Origin of the sequence: Streptomyces sp. 4N124 (assembly GCF_052245395.1) — a bacterium.
Classification (GTDB): domain Bacteria; phylum Actinomycetota; class Actinomycetes; order Streptomycetales; family Streptomycetaceae; genus Streptomyces.
This window is the reverse complement of the sequence record NZ_JBQQBS010000018.1, coordinates 73,071-88,746: the sequence shown is the minus strand read 5'-3', so window position 1 is coordinate 88,746 and position 15,676 is coordinate 73,071. Positions and strand designations below refer to the sequence as shown.

12 protein-coding genes, 1 tRNA gene and 1 pseudogene are annotated in these 15,676 nt (G+C 71.2%); 12 read left to right on the top strand and 2 right to left on the bottom strand.

The window, feature by feature from the left end; all coding sequences use genetic code 11:
- Positions 1-35: 35 nt before the first annotated feature.
- From ACTWQO_RS20210 to ACTWQO_RS20175, 8 genes and pseudogenes are all read left to right on the top strand, one after another.
- Positions 36-974: a carbohydrate ABC transporter permease gene (locus ACTWQO_RS20210; RefSeq protein ID WP_443238711.1), complete on the top strand. Its 939-nt coding sequence runs from the start codon at positions 36-38 to the stop codon at positions 972-974.
- Positions 971-1,816, top strand: a complete 846-nt coding sequence (locus ACTWQO_RS20205) for a carbohydrate ABC transporter permease (RefSeq protein ID WP_443238710.1) — start codon at positions 971-973, stop codon at positions 1,814-1,816. Before ACTWQO_RS20210 ends, ACTWQO_RS20205 begins: the two co-directional genes overlap by 4 nt.
- Before the next feature lies 1 nt (position 1,817).
- The gene (locus ACTWQO_RS20200; protein ID WP_443238709.1) at positions 1,818-3,434 is read left to right on the top strand and encodes a beta-N-acetylhexosaminidase; all 1,617 of its coding nucleotides are present in this window, start codon (positions 1,818-1,820) and stop codon (positions 3,432-3,434) included.
- A gap of 271 nt (positions 3,435-3,705) precedes the next feature.
- The gene (locus ACTWQO_RS20195) at positions 3,706-4,599 is read left to right on the top strand and encodes an FAD binding domain-containing protein (protein ID WP_443238708.1); all 894 of its coding nucleotides are present in this window, start codon (positions 3,706-3,708) and stop codon (positions 4,597-4,599) included.
- The gene (locus ACTWQO_RS20190; RefSeq protein ID WP_443238707.1) at positions 4,596-6,374 is read left to right on the top strand and encodes a 2Fe-2S iron-sulfur cluster-binding protein; all 1,779 of its coding nucleotides are present in this window, start codon (positions 4,596-4,598) and stop codon (positions 6,372-6,374) included. Before ACTWQO_RS20195 ends, ACTWQO_RS20190 begins: the two co-directional genes overlap by 4 nt.
- Complete coding sequence (locus tag ACTWQO_RS20185; protein WP_443238706.1) at positions 6,371-8,680, top strand: xanthine dehydrogenase family protein molybdopterin-binding subunit; 2,310 nt, start codon at positions 6,371-6,373, stop codon at positions 8,678-8,680. Before ACTWQO_RS20190 ends, ACTWQO_RS20185 begins: the two co-directional genes overlap by 4 nt.
- A complete protein-coding gene (locus ACTWQO_RS20180) occupies positions 8,677-8,805 on the top strand; it encodes a hypothetical protein (RefSeq protein WP_301981433.1) in 129 nt (42 codons plus the stop codon). The genes ACTWQO_RS20185 and ACTWQO_RS20180 overlap by 4 nt, the downstream gene beginning before the upstream one ends.
- A gap of 365 nt (positions 8,806-9,170) precedes the next feature.
- Positions 9,171-9,809, top strand: a pseudogene (locus ACTWQO_RS20175) (SUKH-4 family immunity protein); the annotation flags it as partial.
- A 21-nt stretch (positions 9,810-9,830) separates the two neighbouring features.
- On the opposite strand, the gene ACTWQO_RS20170 reads toward ACTWQO_RS20175, so the two are convergent.
- Positions 9,831-9,905: transfer RNA gene (locus ACTWQO_RS20170), tRNA-Cys, on the bottom strand.
- Between the two features lie 186 nt (positions 9,906-10,091).
- Between ACTWQO_RS20170 and ACTWQO_RS20165 the strand changes: the two genes are divergently transcribed.
- From ACTWQO_RS20165 to ACTWQO_RS20150, 4 genes are all read left to right on the top strand, one after another.
- Entirely contained in the window at positions 10,092-11,600 is a 1,509-nt protein-coding gene (locus ACTWQO_RS20165; RefSeq protein ID WP_443238705.1) for an MFS transporter, read from the top strand.
- A 167-nt stretch (positions 11,601-11,767) separates the two neighbouring features.
- The gene (locus tag ACTWQO_RS20160) at positions 11,768-13,567 is read left to right on the top strand and encodes a DEAD/DEAH box helicase (RefSeq protein WP_362933906.1); all 1,800 of its coding nucleotides are present in this window, start codon (positions 11,768-11,770) and stop codon (positions 13,565-13,567) included.
- 359 nt (positions 13,568-13,926) lie between these two features.
- Positions 13,927-14,568, top strand: a complete 642-nt coding sequence (locus ACTWQO_RS20155; RefSeq protein ID WP_443238704.1) for an IclR family transcriptional regulator — start codon at positions 13,927-13,929, stop codon at positions 14,566-14,568.
- A 160-nt stretch (positions 14,569-14,728) separates the two neighbouring features.
- Positions 14,729-15,487, top strand: a complete 759-nt coding sequence (locus ACTWQO_RS20150) for a S16 family serine protease (RefSeq protein ID WP_443238763.1) — start codon at positions 14,729-14,731, stop codon at positions 15,485-15,487.
- On the opposite strand, the gene ACTWQO_RS20145 is transcribed toward ACTWQO_RS20150, so the two are convergent.
- Complete coding sequence (locus ACTWQO_RS20145; protein WP_443238703.1) at positions 15,477-15,665, bottom strand: hypothetical protein; 189 nt, start codon at positions 15,663-15,665, stop codon at positions 15,477-15,479. The genes ACTWQO_RS20150 and ACTWQO_RS20145 overlap by 11 nt on opposite strands.
- Positions 15,666-15,676 lie beyond the last annotated feature (11 nt).

Below are 15,676 nucleotides of genomic sequence, written 5' to 3'. Positions count from 1 at the left end.
CGCCCAATAGCTCGGGGGTTGTGGAGCGTCGGCGGGTGCGGGTTGTCGGTGGCTTGTCGCGCAGTTCCCCGCGCCCCTTGGGGGGTTCCGGTGCGCGGCGTCGAGGAAGCCGGGCTCCCTGGCTGTACCTCGCACCCGCTCTCGTCGTACTCGGTGGGCTGCTCGTCTATCCCATCTATCAGCTCGGGCTGATCTCGTTCTTCCAGTACACGCAGGCCCAGGTGAGTGGTGGGGAACCGACCACCTTCGAGGGGTTCGGGAACTACCAGGAGCTGTTCTCCGACTCGCAGTTCTGGCAGGTGCTGCTGGCGACCGTGGTGTTCGCGGCGGCTTGTGTGGTGTCGACGCTCGCCGTCGGCTGTGCGCTTGCCGTGTTGCTCACACGCGTACGTGCCGTGCCGCGGCTGGTGTTGATGCTGGCGGCGTTGGGGGCGTGGGCAACGCCGGCGATCACGGGGTCGACGGTGTGGCTGTTGCTGTTCGATCCGGACTTCGGGCCGGTGAACAGGGTGTTGGGACTCGGTGACTACTCATGGACGTACGGGCGCGTCAGCGCGTTCTTCCTGGTCCTGCTGGAAGTGGTGTGGTGTTCCTTTCCGTTCGTGATGGTGACGGTGTACGCCGGGATTCGGGCGGTGCCGAGTGAGGTGCTGGAGGCGGCCTCTCTGGACGGGGCCTCGCAGTGGCGTATCTGGCGCTCGGTGCTGGCGCCGATGCTCCGGCCGATCCTCGTGGTCGTCACGATTCAGTCGGTGATCTGGGACTTCAAGGTCTTCACCCAGATCTACGTCATGACGAACGGCGGCGGCATCGCGGGCCAGAACCTCGTGCTGAACGTGTACGCGTATCAAAAGGCCTTCGCGTCCTCGCAGTACAGCCTCGGCTCGGCGATCGGCGTGGTGATGCTGCTGATCCTGCTGGCGGTCACGCTCGTGTACTTGCGGTTGTTGCGCAGGCAGGGGGAGGAGCTGTGAATCTCGTACGTGGTCTCGTACGGCGTCCCTGGCGGCTGGCCGCCGAGGTGTCGGCGCTGCTGATCGCGGCCGTCGTCGCCTTTCCCCTCTACTGGATGGTGCTCAGCGCCTTCAAACCGGCCGGCGAGATCGAGTCGACCGAGCCTCGGCCGTGGACGCTGGCGCCGTCGCTGGATTCCTTCCGGCGGGTCTTCGGACAGCAGGAATTCGGCCGCTACTTCGTCAACAGCCTTGTGGTGGCCTGCACGGTGGTGGTCGCCTCGGCGCTCATCGCGTTTCTCGCCGCGACCGCGGTGACACGATTCCGCTTCCGTTTCCGGACCACCCTGCTGATCATGTTTCTGGTGGCCCAGATGGTGCCCGTGGAGGCGCTGACGATCCCGCTGTTCTTCCTCATGCGGGACTTCGGCCAGCTGAACACGCTGGGCTCGCTGATCCTGCCGCACATCGCCTTCTCGCTGCCCTTCGCGATCTGGATGCTGCGGGGGTTCGTGAAAGCCGTTCCGGAGGCGCTGGAGGAGGCCGCGTACATCGACGGGGCGAGCCGGGCGCGATTCCTGTGGCAGATCCTTTTCCCGCTGGTCTTCCCGGGGTTGGTGGCCACCAGCGTGTTTTCCTTCATCTCGGCCTGGAACGACTTCCTGTTCGCCAAGTCCTTCATCATCAGCGACACCTCCCAGTCGACCCTGCCGATGGCCCTGCTGGTCTTCTACAAGCCGGACGAGCCGGACTGGGGTGGTGTGATGGCGGCGTCCACGGTGATGACGATTCCGGTGCTGATCTTCTTCGTGCTCGTGCAGCGACGGCTGGTGTCGGGGCTGGGCGGAGCGGTAAAGGACTGACGTGACTGAACTGATTCCGGTACCTCAACACATGGAGCGGAACGAGCGCTTCTACGAACTCGGCGACGACTTCGGGATCGAGGCCGGGCCGGGCACCGAGGGCACCGCGCGATGGCTGCGCGCGACGCTCGGCGCGGCGACCGGGCTCGCGCTGCCGCCCAAGAAGGGGGGCCAGTACGACGTCCTCCATCTGTCCGTCCGGCCCGGCCTCGATGATGAGGCCTACCGCCTCGTCATCGCCCCCCATGGCGTCCACATCCAGGGCGGCTCGCCCGCCGGTGTCTTCTGGGGCGCCCAGACGCTGCGCCAGCTTCTCGGCCCCGACGCCTTCCGGCGCGCGCCCCTTCCCGGCCGTACGTGGCGGCTGCCCCTGACGGAGATCCGGGACTCCCCCCGATTCCGCTGGCGCGGCCTCATGCTCGACGTGGCCCGGCACTTCATGCCCAAGGACGGTGTCCTGCGCTACCTGGACCTCATGGCCGCCCACAAACTCAACGTCTTCCACTTCCATCTGACGGACGACCAGGGCTGGCGCATCGAGATCAGGAAGTACCCCCGGCTGACGGAGGTCGGCTCCTGGCGGGCCCGCACGAAATTCGGCCACCGTGCCTCGCCGCTGTGGGAGGAGAAGCCGCACGGGGGCTTCTACACCCAGGACGACATCCGGGAGATCGTCGCGTACGCCGCCGAGCGGCATATCACCGTCGTCCCCGAAATCGACGTACCAGGACACTCGCAGGCCGCCATCGCCGCGTACCCGGAACTCGGCAACACCGACGTCATCGACACGACCTCCCTCACGGTCTGGGACAACTGGGGCGTCTCTCTGAACGTACTCGCACCCTCTGACAACACCCTTCGCTTCTACGAGGGGGTGTTCGAGGAACTGCTGGAGCTGTTCCCTTCCGAGTTCATTCACATCGGCGGCGACGAATGCGCCAAGGAGCAGTGGCGGGAGTCGCCCTTCGTCCAGGCGCGTATCGCAGAACTCGGACTCGCGGACGAGGACGAGTTGCAGGCCTGGTTCATCGGACACTTCGACACGTGGCTCTCCGCGCGCGGGCGCAGGCTCATCGGCTGGGACGAGATCCTGGAGGGCGGCCTGGCGCCGGGCGCCGCGGTGTCGTCGTGGCGCGGCTACGCGGGCGGAATCGCCGCCGCCCGGGCCGGACACGACGTCGTCATGTGCCCTGAACAGCAGGTGTACTTGGACCACCGCCAGGACGCGGGTGCGGACGAGCCGGTCCCCATCGGCTACGTCCGCACCCTGGAGGACGTCTACCGGTTCGAACCCGTTCCACCCGAGCTGACGCCGGAACAGGCCCGGCACGTCCTCGGGACGCAGGCCAACGTGTGGACCGAGGTGATGGAGGATCACGCGCGCGTGGACTACCAGACGTTCCCCAGGCTCGCGGCCTTCGCCGAGGTGGCCTGGAGCGTCGGCCTGCCCGCCCCCGCGGAACGGGACTTCGCCGATTTCGAGCGGCGGATGGCCGTCCACTACCGGCGACTTGACGCCCTGGGAGTCGCCTACCGGCCGCCTACAGGGCCGTTGCCGTGGCAGCGGCGGCCGGGCGTGCTGGGCCGTCCCATCGAGGGGGCGCCGCCGAACAGGTAGCCGGACAGGTAAGGGACCAGCGATGGGAACACGCATGGGAACAGGTCATGGAAAAGGCCCTAAGTGTCACCGAAGAGTGGCAATTCGCGCGCACGGTTGATGTCGTGCGAAAACGGACCATCTCGCTGGTGAGGGGGGCGAATGCCTCCTAGCGGACCCCCGCGTTCGGGCCCTGCGAAGATGTGCCAGAGTTGCCACGTCCGCCCTGTCAGCACGTACCGTACGGCAACACAGGTGGGACCAGGTGGGGCAGCGGGAAGGGGCAGCCGGTTTGACCACGAGCGCACCGCAGGCGGCGCAGGCCGTCACGCTGCCTACGACGCTGGACGAGGCCGTGGCGGCCCTCACGGCCGTGCCCGCCGCCGTTCCCGTGGCCGGCGGCACCGACCTCATGGCCGCCGTCAACTCCGGACAGCTCAGGCCCGCCGCACTGGTCGGCCTCGGCAAGATCAGCGAGATCCGCGGCTGGCAGTACCAGGACGGGCACGCACTGCTCGGCGCGGGCCTCACCCACGCGCGCATGGGCCGCCCCGACTTCGCCGCCCTGATCCCGGCGCTCGCCGCTGCGGCGCGCGCGGCGGGCCCGCCGCAGATCCGCAACGCGGGCACCCTGGGCGGCAACATCGCGACAGCCGCCCCCACGGGGGACGCGCTTCCCGTACTGGCCGCCCTGGAGGCGACGCTGATCATCGCGGGCCCGGGCGGAGCCCGCCGGGAGATCCCGGTGTCGCACCTGCTGGCCGGTGTGGAGATGCTGCGCGGCGGCGAACTCATCGGGTACGTGCGCGTGCCCCTGCTGCACGCCCCGCAGGTCTTCCTCAAGGCCACCGGCCGCACCGGCCCCGGCCGCGCGGTCGCGTCGGTCGCGCTGGTCCTCGACCCCGCCCGGCGCGGAGTGCGGTGCGCCGTCGGCGCCATAGCGCCGATGCCGCTCAGGCCTCTGGACGCCGAGCAGTGGGTCGCCCGGCTGATCGACTGGGACAACAGCCGCGCGATCGTCCCCGAAGCGCTGGCCGCCTTCGGGGAGTACGTCGCCGCGGCCTGCATCCCCGATCCGGTCCCGGCCGAGGACGGCTCCGTACAACAGCTTCCGCCCGCCGTACTGCACCTGCGGCGCACCGTCGCCGCGCTGGCCCGACGAGCACTGGGGAGGGCGCTGTCGTGACCGACGACCAGCACGGAGAGGGCACGCCCCAGGGCGGCAGCCGCTGGGACCCGCTGCCCCAGGGCGACTACGACGACGGCGCCACCGCCTTCGTGAAACTCCCCGAAGGGGGCATCGACGCCCTCCTGGCCTCCGCCGACAGCCCGCTGGCGGCGCCCGGCCACGGCTATGTGCCTCCGCAGATAACGGTCGACCCCGCCACGTCCCCCGGGACCGACCCCGCCGCCACCGGCGGCTGGCCGGCGCCCGCCGAAGCGGTGCAGTGGCCCGACCCGAACGCGGTGCCCCAGGACACCGGGAGCGACCGGTTCACGTACAACCCGGGGGCGACCGGGCAGTGGAACTTCGGGACCGTCGACGGCTCAGCGGGATCGGCGGCGGAGCACACGGCCGCGGCGCCGGGCCACGATGTGACCGGGCAGTGGTCGATCCCGGTCGCCGGGGGTGATCTTCCGGACGAATCGGGCGAGTTCACCACGTCGTCCCTGGTCGAGCAGTGGGGCGGCACACCGCCGGCCACACTCCCCGGTGGCGCGCCCGCTCCCTGGGCGACGGAGGCGGCCGGGCAGCCGTGGGCGCAGGATGAGGCGAACACCGCGCCTCCCGCCGACGCCGCGGTGGACGCACCCGGCAAGACACACGGCGAGGTGTCCGCACAGGCGTACACGAGGCCACACCCGGGAACTCCGGCGCAGCAGCACGGGGTCGCTCCCGCCCGGCCGCACGCGGAGGAGCACGGAGAGCGCGCGGCACAGCCGCACGCGGATGCTCGCGCCCAACAGCACCCGGAAGTCCATGCCTCGCACGCTCACGGGGAGGCCGCCGCGCAGCACGCGCAGGCCCACGCCTCGCAGCACGGCGAGGCACCGGCCCGTCCGGCATCCGACGGGGCCCACGACCAACAGCCCGCGGACGGAACCGCCGTAGCGGACTCACCGAACGCGCACGAGACCGCCGTAGCCGCCCCACAGCCCGCTCAGAGGGTCCGTGAGGCAGCCGAGGTGTCCGAGGGTGCCCAGGGGGCCGGAGAGGCCGCTGAGGGGCCCGTGGAGCGTTCCGGGGAGCCGGAGCGGGAGCGGGAGTCGCGTGCCGACGCTGAGGCCGGTGAGGAGTCCGCCGGGTCCGAGACCCCGGACGAGGCACCCCCGCCGTCCGGCGAGGAACACCCCCTCTCCTCGTACGTCCTGCGCGTCAACGGCGTCGACCGGCCCGTCACCGACGCCTGGATCGGCGAATCGCTGCTCTACGTACTGCGCGAACGGCTCGGCCTCGCCGGCGCCAAGGACGGCTGCTCGCAGGGCGAGTGCGGCGCGTGCAACGTCCAGGTCGACGGCCGGCTCGTCGCCTCCTGTCTGGTGCCCGGCGTCACCGCGGCCGGCAGCGAGGTCCGTACGGTCGAGGGCCTCGCGGAGGAGGGACACCCCTCCGACGTGCAGCGGGCGCTCGCCCGGTGCGGCGCGGTGCAGTGCGGCTTCTGCGTGCCGGGCATGGCGATGACCGTGCACGACCTGCTGGAGGGCAACCCGGCGCCGACCGAACTCGAGGCCCGCCAGGCGCTGTGCGGCAACCTGTGCCGCTGCTCCGGCTACCGCGGTGTCCTGGACGCCGTCCAGGAGGTCGTCGCCGAACGCGAGGCACACCGCGCGGCCGACGCTGAGACGGACGCGGACGAGGCACGTATCCCGCACCAGGCGGGCCCGGGAGCCGGCGGCGTCAACCCGTCGGCGTTCGAGCCGCGTGACCAGGCGTACGGACAGGACGGAGGCCCGGCGTGAGCAACGAAGCCGCCACCGCGACCACGGCCGCGGAGGCAGCCCCCGCCCCCGAGGAGATCCCGCACGGCCTCGGCGTGTCCCTGCAGCCCGCCGACGCGGGCGCCAAGACCGAGGGCACGTTCCCGTACGCGGCCGACCTGTGGGCCGAGGGCCTGCTCTGGGCGGCCGTCCTGCGCTCACCGCACCCGCACGCGCGCATTGTGTCGATCGACACGTCCCACGCGCGCGAGATGCCCGGCGTCCGCGCCGTCGTCACCCACGAGGACGTGCCCGGCGCCCCCCGGTACGGCCGGGGCAGCGCCGACCGCCCGGTGTTCGCCTCCGAGGTCGTACGCCACCACGGCGAACCCATCGCCGCAGTCGCCGCCGACCACCCCGACACCGCGCGGATGGCCGCGGCGGCCGTCATCGTCGAGTACGAAGTACTCGACCCGGTGACCGACCCGGAACAGGCCTTCGAGGCCGAGGCGCTGCACCCCGACGGCAACCTGATCCGCCACATCCCGCTGCGCCACGGCGACCCGGACGCGGCCGGCGCCATCGTCGTCGAGGGCCAGTACCGCATCGGCCGCCAGGACCCGGCGCCCATAGGAGCCGAGGCGGGTCTCGCGGTGCCGCGTCCGGACGGCGGCGTCGAGCTGTATCTGGCGTCCACGGACCCGCACAGCGACCGCGACACGGCCGCCGCCTGCTACGGCCTGGAGCCCGACCGCGTGAAGGTCGTCGTCACCGGCGTGCCCGGCGCGACCGCCGACCGCGAGGACCAGGGCTTCCAACTCCCGCTGGGTCTGCTGGCGTTGAAGACCGGCTGCCCGGTCAAACTGACCGCCACGCGCGAAGAGTCCTTCCTGGGCCACACCCACCGCCACCCGACCCTGCTGCGGTACCGCCACCACGCGGACGCTGAGGGCAAGTTGGTCAAGGTCGAGGCCCAGATCCTCCTGGACGCGGGCGCCTACGCGGACACCTCCTCGGAGGCGCTGGCCGCCGCGGTGTCCTTCGCCTGCGGCCCGTATGTCGTCCCGAACGCGTTCATCGAGGGCTGGGCCGTACGCACCAACAACCCGCCCTCCGGCCACGTACGCGGAGAGGGCGCCATGCAGGTCGCCGCCGCCTACGAAGCCCAGATGGACAAGCTGGCGAAGAAGCTCGGCGTCGACCCGGCGGAGCTGCGCCTGCGCAACGCGCTCGCCACGGGCGACGTCCTGCCGACCGGCCAGACGGTGACCTGCCCCGCACCGGTGGCGGAGTTGTTGCAGGCCGTACGGGACTTCCCCCTTCCGGCGCTCCCCAAGGACACGCCCGAGGAGGACTGGCTGCTGCCCGGCGGCCCCGAAGGCGCGGGCGAACCGGGCGCGGTGCGCCGGGGAGTCGGCTACGGCCTCGGCATGGTCCACATGCTCGGCGCGGAGGGCGCGGACGAGGTCTCCACGGCGACCGTCAAGGTTCACGACGGAGTCGCCACCGTCCTGTGCGCGGCCGTCGAGACCGGCCAGGGCTTCACCACCCTCGCTCGACAGATCGTCCAGGAGACACTTGGCATCGACGAGGTGCACGTCGCCCCCGTCGACACCGACCAGCCACCGGCGGGCGCCGGCTGCCGGGGCCGGCACACCTGGGTGTCCGGCGGCGCGGTAGAGCGGGCGGCGAAGATGGTCCGCACGCAACTCCTCCAGCCCCTGGCGCACAAGTTCGGCATGTCCACGGAGCTGCTGCAGATCACCGACGGCAAGATCACGTCGTACGACGGAGTCCTGTCGACGACCGTCACCGAGGCGATGGACGGCAAGGAACTGTGGGCCACCGCCCAGTGCCGCCCGCACCCGACGGAACCCCTGAACGCAGCCGGACAGGGCGACGCCTTCGTGGGCCTCGCCTTCTGCGCGATCCGCGCGGTCGTGGACGTCGACATCGAACTCGGCTCGGTCCGGGTCGTCGAACTGGCCGTCGCCCAGGACGTGGGGCGCGTGCTGAACCCCGCCCAGCTGACGGCACGTATCGAGGCCGGTGTCACGCAGGGCGTGGGCATCGCGCTGACGGAGAACCTGCGCACGGCACGCGGGCTGATCCGCCACCCCGACCTCACGGGCTACGCCTTGCCCACGGCGTTGGACGCGCCGGACATCCGCATCGTGAAACTGGTCGAGGAGCGCGACGTGGTCGCCCCCTTCGGCGCGAAGGCCGCCAGCGCGGTCCCGGTGGTGACGTCCCCGGCGGCAGTCGCCTCCGCGGTCCGCGCCGCGACGGGCCGCCCCGTCAACCGCCTCCCCATCCGCCCGCAGGCCGCGGTGGTGACCGGCCAGTGACGGCCCCCGACCCGGGTCCGCCGCGGTACGAACCGCCGCCCAGCGTGGGGAAATTGCTGGTGTGGGCGCTGGTGTTCGTGTTCGCGGCGGTGGTGGTCGTGCTGGGCGGCATCTACTTCGCGTGAGCGGCTGTGTGCGACGCAACAGCCTTGGCGTTGCCGGGCTGCGGGCCGTTGTCAGTGGTGCGGCGTAGTGTTCTGGACGTGGGGACGGCGGGCCTGAGACCGCGCTCGTACGACGGCTGCCGCACGGTGCCGCGTCGCGCCCCGCTCGGGGACTGAACGGCCATTCATGCACGGGGGATTCCATGAGCACGACCAGCGGGACTTGTATCGCGGTGACCGGCCTGACCGAGGGCGAGCCGGACCCGTTCGGGGTGGATGCGCCGCCGGGCCATGGGGTCTGGCGTGAAGCGGAGCCGGAGCTGGCCCTCCGGCAGCCGGGCGGCGATGAGCTGCTGTCGCTCCCCGAGCTGCGCCAGGAAGCCCGGCTGCGCACGCTGCTGCGCTTCGCGTCGACGGCCGATGAACTGGCCCGACTGCGCCACGAGTTCGCGGCCTACGCGGGACGCTTCGGGCCGGGCGCGGTGGCGGAGGCCTCCCGCCGGCTCCTGGCCGTCTGGGAAGAGGGCACGGGCGGTGCGATGCCGGCGTTCCGCAGCATGGGCGCCCTGATCCGCCCCCTCGCCTGGATCGCCGAGCCCGGCAGCGGCCTCGCCCTCGACCTGCCACCGCGGCTGCTGGACGAGGAGTTCGGCACCGCGGCGATCGTCCGCTTCGAGGACGTCGACTTCCCCGCGGCCCTCACCCACGACCCCACCCGCCGCTTCCTGCGCGACGTGGGCCTCCCGGAAGAGGCCACCCGTTTCACACTGGACACGGACGTCCCACCACGAACCCTCGCCGAGTACGCGACAGACGAGCGTGACGGCGACCTCGCACTCCCGCCCGGCGCGGACCACCTGATACGCCTCGGCCACATCGCGGAGGACACCAGCCTCGTGATCGACGGCGCGACGGGGATGGTCCTGTACTGGGCCGAGCGGCACGCACTGCCCCGCCCACTGAACACGGACCTCTCCACGTTGGCGTTCACTCTGTGGCTGCTGCGGCGCGAGGAGAACCGAGACGGGAACTGAATCGGACCTTCTTGGAGGCCGTGGCGGGAATCGAACCCACGTAACTCGCTTTGCAGGCGAGCCCCTCAACCACTCGGGCACACGGCCTTGCTTCGTGCATTGACCGTAGGGCGCTGTGGGGGAGGGGCTCAAGGGATGCGGGGGTGGTGCAACGGGACTGCCATACCGCGTTCATGAAGCGGGGAGTGCGGGGCGGTCGTACGACCAAGGGCTGAGGTGGGGCCGTTCTCTCGACAGGGGTCAAAGTGGGTTGTGGCCCTTACGCTGACGATCGTGACCGCCCTTGAACCGAGTGACACCGGCGTTGCTGATCCCGATGGCTCCACCTCGGCCGCCGAGCGTGACGAGACCGTCCTGAGCCGTTCCTATCGTGCGCTCAGTGTCGGGATCGTCTCCGTCGTGCTGCTGATCGCCTTCGAGGCGACCGCTGTCGGGACGGCTATGCCGGTGGCGGCGCGGGAGTTGGACGGGGTGTCGCTGTACGCGTTCGCGTTCTCGGGATACTTCACGACGAGCCTGTTCGGCATGGTGCTCTCCGGTCAGTGGTCGGACCGGCGAGGGCCGCTCGGGGCGTTGACCACGGGTATCGCCTCCTTCGCGGCTGGTCTTGTGCTGTCCGGCACGGCGGGCGCGATGTGGCTGTTCATCCTGGGGCGGGCCGTGCAGGGGTTCGGTGGCGGGCTGGTGATCGTCGCGCTGTATGTCGTCGTGGGCCGCGCCTACCCGGGGCGGCTGCAGCCCGCGATCATGGCGGCGTTCGCGGCGAGCTGGGTCGTGCCGTCCGTCGTCGGCCCGCTCGCGTCGGGCGCGGTGACCGAACACCTCGGCTGGCGCTGGGTGTTCGTCGGCATCCCGGTCCTCGTCGTCTTCCCATTGGCGCTCGCGCTGCCGCAGATACGGCGGAGGGCGGCGGGGCCGGTGGACGGCGCGGTGGGCGGCTCGGTGTCCGACGAGCCCGCGCGGGTGCGCCGGGCCTCCTTCGACCGGCGTCGTATCCGGCTCGCACTCGGGATCTCGCTCGGCGCGGGGCTGCTGCAGTACGCCGCTCAGGATCTGCGGTGGCTGTCGCTGGTGCCCGGCGTGGTGGGTGCGGCGCTGCTCGTGCCGGCTGCTCTGGGGCTGTTGCCGCGCGGTACGTACCGGGCGGCCCGTGGGCTGCCGTCCGTCGTGTTGTTGCGGGGGATCGCCGCGGGCTCCTTCATTGCCGCGGAGTCCTTCGTGCCGTTGATGCTGGTCACCCAGCGGGGGCTGTCGCCGACGCTGGCCGGGTTCTCTCTCGCGGCGGGCGGGGGGACGTGGGCGCTGGGGTCGTGGGTGCAGTCGCGGGCGCGGGTGGCGCCGTACCGGGAGCGGCTGATGGCGCTCGGGATGGTGCTGGTGGCGGCCGCGATCGCCGCCGCGCCGAGCGTGCTGATCGAGGCGGTGCCGGCTTGGATCGTTGCCGTCGCCTGGGCCGTGGGCTGCTTCGGCATGGGGCTGGTGATCTCCTCCACCAGTGTGCTGCTGCTGAAGCTCTCCGCCCCCGAGGAGGCCGGCACCAACTCCGCCGCCCTCCAGATCTCCGACGGCCTCTCCAACGTCCTCCTCCTCGCGGCGGGCGGCGCGGCCTTCGCGGCGCTGGGCGGCGGCACGGTGTCGCACGCGGCGACGGAGGCGGCCGGCGCGGGTTCGCATCCGGCCGCGTTCGCCGCGGTGTTCCTGCCGATGGCGGGGGTGGCGTTGGCGGGGGCTTGGGTGACTACGCGGTTGCGGGCCCCGCGAGTAGAGCTCGCTGATGGATGATGCGCGGTGAGTTGCCGCGCTTCGCACGCTGACCCCAAAGCCCACTGTGACCTCAGTCCCATCCAAGGCTGCCCCGGCACGGTCCGCCCGTTGACGGAAACCCGGCGCCGGTAGGGTGGCCCGGTTGTCATACCCAGCCGAGCCGCCCGACCCCCTCACCGGAGACCGTGACTACCACCGCCGCCAGCTCCTCGTCGTCGCATCACCTGTCACCCGCGTTCCCCGGCCGCGCCCCCTGGGGTACCGCCAGCAAGCTGCGTGCCTGGCAGCAAGGGGCGATGGAGAGGTACATCCAGGAGCAGCCGCGTGACTTCCTGGCCGTGGCGACGCCCGGCGCCGGAAAGACGACGTTCGCGCTGACGCTGGCGTCCTGGTTGCTGCACCATCACGTCGTGCAGCAGGTGACCGTCGTCGCGCCGACCGAGCATCTGAAGAAGCAGTGGGCGGAGGCCGCGGCGCGGATCGGGATCAAGCTCGACCCGGAGTACAGCGCGGGGCCGCTCGGCAAGGACTATCAGGGCGTCGCGGTCACGTACGCCGGTGTCGGCGTGCGCCCCATGCTGCACCGCAACCGCGTCGAGCAGCGCAAGACCCTCGTCATCCTCGACGAGATCCATCACGCCGGTGACTCGAAGTCCTGGGGCGAGGCCTGCCTGGAGGCCTTCGAACCGGCCACGCGCCGCCTCGCGCTCACCGGTACGCCGTTCCGGTCCGACACCAACCCCATTCCCTTCGTGGCCTACGAGGAGGGCAACGACGGAATCCGGCGCTCCGCCGCCGACTACACGTACGGCTACGGCTCCGCCCTCTCCGACGGCGTCGTCCGGCCCGTCATCTTCCTCTCCTACAGCGGCAACATGCGGTGGCGCACGAAGGCCGGTGACGAGGTCGCCGCCCGGCTCGGCGAGCCCATGACCAAGGACGCGGTCAGTCAGGCCTGGCGCACGGCCCTCGATCCGCGCGGCGAGTGGATGCCGAGCGTGCTGCGCGCCGCCGACCAGCGGCTGACCGAGGTCCGCAAGGCCATCCCGGACGCGGGCGCGCTCGTCATCGCGTCCGACCAGGACTCGGCGCGTGCGTACGCCAAGCTCATCCGCGAGATCACGGGCACGAAGGCGACGCTCGTCCTGTCCGACGACGCCGGCGCGTCCGGCCGGATCGACGAGTTCAGCGGCAGCAACGACCGGTGGATGGTCGCGGTCCGGATGGTGTCGGAAGGCGTCGACGTGCCGCGGCTCGCGGTCGGGGTGTACGCCACGACCATCTCCACGCCGCTGTTCTTCGCGCAGGCCGTCGGCCGTTTCGTACGGTCCCGGCGGCGCGGCGAGACGGCTTCCGTCTTCCTCCCCACCATCCCCGACCTCCTCACCTTCGCCAACGAGATGGAGGTCGAGCGCGACCACGCCCTCGACAAGCCCAAGAAGGAGGGCGAGGAGGACCCGTACGCCGAGGAGGAGAAGCTTCTCCAGGAGGCCGAGCAGCAGCAGGACGAGGACACCGGCGAGCAGGACCAACTGCCCTTCGAGGCGCTGGAGTCCGACGCAGTCTTCGACCGAGTCCTGTACGACGGCGCCGAGTTCGGCATGCAGGCCCACCCCGGCAGCGAGGAGGAGCAGGACTACCTCGGTATTCCTGGGCTGTTGGAGCCCGACCAGGTGCAGATGCTGCTGCAGAAGCGGCAGGCCCGGCAGATCGCGCACAGCCGCAAGAAGCCGGACTCCGAGGCCGACCTGCTCGAACTGCCCGCCGAGCGGCGGCCGGTGGTCAGCCACAAGGAGATGATGGAGCTGCGCAAGCAGCTCAACACCATGGTGAGCGCGTACGTCCACCAGAGCGGCAAGCCGCATGGCGTCATCCACACCGAGCTGCGCCGCGTGTGCGGTGGGCCGCCGAGCGCGGAGGCCACGGCGGGTCAGCTGCGGCAGCGGATCGCCAAGGTGCAGGAGTGGGCCACGCGGATGCGGTGAGGTGAGGTCCGTAGCCGGTCGTGTGCAGAGTGTGCGGGTGTGGTGTACGGGGAGTACTGGGCATCGTACAAAACGGGGTAAACGGTTGTACGTCGTCCGGTAAAGAGTGCTAGTCCGTACCGGTCACTGACCGGATTCTGGACGGAGCCTTCCGCTCAGCGAACTGCCTTCGCTACTGTCCCGCTACGCACACGCCCCGTGGCAGCGCCGCCGCGGAGCGCAGCCGTGAAGCGACGCGGTTCGGACAGTCGGTCCGGGCCGCCGACCGATCGGCGGCCTCTGAAGCGCGTCACCGACGGGACTCGGTGACGCATCCGCCGCGAGGGGGCCGTCGACCTCACCACTAAGGAGTGGGCGTCGTGACCGCGGAGACCTCCCAGACGCTCGACCGGGGACTGCGTGTCCTCAAGCTGCTGGCCGACACGGACCACGGGCTGACCGTCACCGAGCTTTCCCACAAACTGGGCGTGAACCGGACCGTGGTGTACCGGTTGCTCGCCACGCTTGAGCAGCATGCACTGGTACGACGTGACCTGGGCGGACGAGCCCGGGTCGGGCTCGGGGTGCTGCGGCTGGGGCGGCAGGTGCATCCGTTGGTGCGGGAGGCGGCGTTGCCCGCTCTGCGGTCGCTGGCCGAGGACATAGGCGCGACCGCGCATCTCACGCTGGTGGACGGGGCGGAGGCGTTGGCCGTCGCGGTCGTCGAGCCGACGTGGACCGACTATCACGTGGCGTATCGGGCGGGGTTCCGGCATCCGTTGGACCGGGGGGCCGCGGGTAAGGCGATTCTCTCGGCGCGGCAGCGGACGGTGGCGGAGCCGGGGTACACCCTGACGCACGGGGAGTTGGAGGCGGGGGCGAGTGGGGCGGCGGCGCCGTTGATCGGGGTGACCGGGGTCGAGGGGAGTGTGGGGGTCGTGATGCTGGCGGATGCGGTGCCGGAGCGGGTGGGGCCGCGGGTGGTGGACGCGGCGCGGGAAGTCGCCGAAGCCCTGCGCTGAACAGTTGCCGTGCGTCAGGGCTGGCGGGGGTGGGTCGCGCGGCCCGGCGCTGACGGGGTGCCGCCTGCGCCCACCCGTGCCGCCCTCGGTCATCATCCCCAACCTCGCCCGTTAGATTGATCCCGTGTTCCTCTCTCGTCTCACGCGCCCGCAGGCCCTGATGGTCTGTGCTCTGCCCGTCGTCGGTCTGATCGGGGCGGCGGTGTTCGCGCCGCTGCCGTTTTCGTTGACGCAGCCGGGGCTGACCGCGGATGTGCTCGGGGAGAACCGGGGGACGCCGGTGATCACGATTTCCGGGGCGTCGACCCGTGACACGAGCGGGCAGCTGCGGATGACGACGATCGAGGCGACCAACCCGGAAACGAACGTTTCGCTCGGGGACGTGATCGACTCGTGGTTCCGTACGGATCGGGCGGTCATGCCGCGCGACTCGGTCTATCCGAGCGGCGAGAGCGTCAAGGAGATCGAGCGGCACAACACGGAGCAGATGCGCGCGTCGCAGGACGCGGCCACCGAGGCCGCGCTGAACTATCTCGACCTCAGCGACAAGAACGTCAAGGTCACCCTGAGACTCGCCGACGTCGGCGGCCCCAGCGCCGGGCTCCTCTTCTCCCTCGGCATCATCGACAAGCTCAACGGAAACGGCAGCGGCGGCGACCTCACCGGCGGTCGTAGCGTCGCCGGCACGGGGACGATCGAGGCCGACGGAACGGTCGGCGCGGTCGGCGGCGTCGCCCTGAAGACGCAGGCCGCGCGGCGCGACGGGGCGACCGTGTTCCTGGTCCCGAAGGACGAGTGCGGCGACGCGAAGTCGGAGCTGCCGAAGGGGCTGCGGCTGATTCCGGTGACCACCCTCAAGGGCGCGGTCAGTGCGCTGGTGGCGTTGGAGAGCGGGAAGGGTTCCGTACCTAGCTGCTAGCGCTGGGCGCCGGCGTCGGCCTCGGGGTGGCCAGACGCAGGCCCACTTCTACGAGGGTCCAGCCGACGCGGGTCCGCAGGGGACGGCCGGGCTTCGCGGTGCGGCGGTGGGCGGCTGCCTCGGCGTGCAGCTCGGCGGCGCGTATGTGGTGCAGGGCGAGATGGATCTCGGGGTGCATCGGGCGGTCGC

Coding starts and splice junctions, on each gene's coding strand:
- ACTWQO_RS20145 (WP_443238703.1), bottom strand. CDS start 15,665: ATGCACCCCGAGATCCATCTCGCCCTGCACCACATACGCGCCGCCGAG.
- ACTWQO_RS20150 (WP_443238763.1), top strand. CDS start 14,729: ATGGTCTGTGCTCTGCCCGTCGTCGGTCTGATCGGGGCGGCGGTGTTC.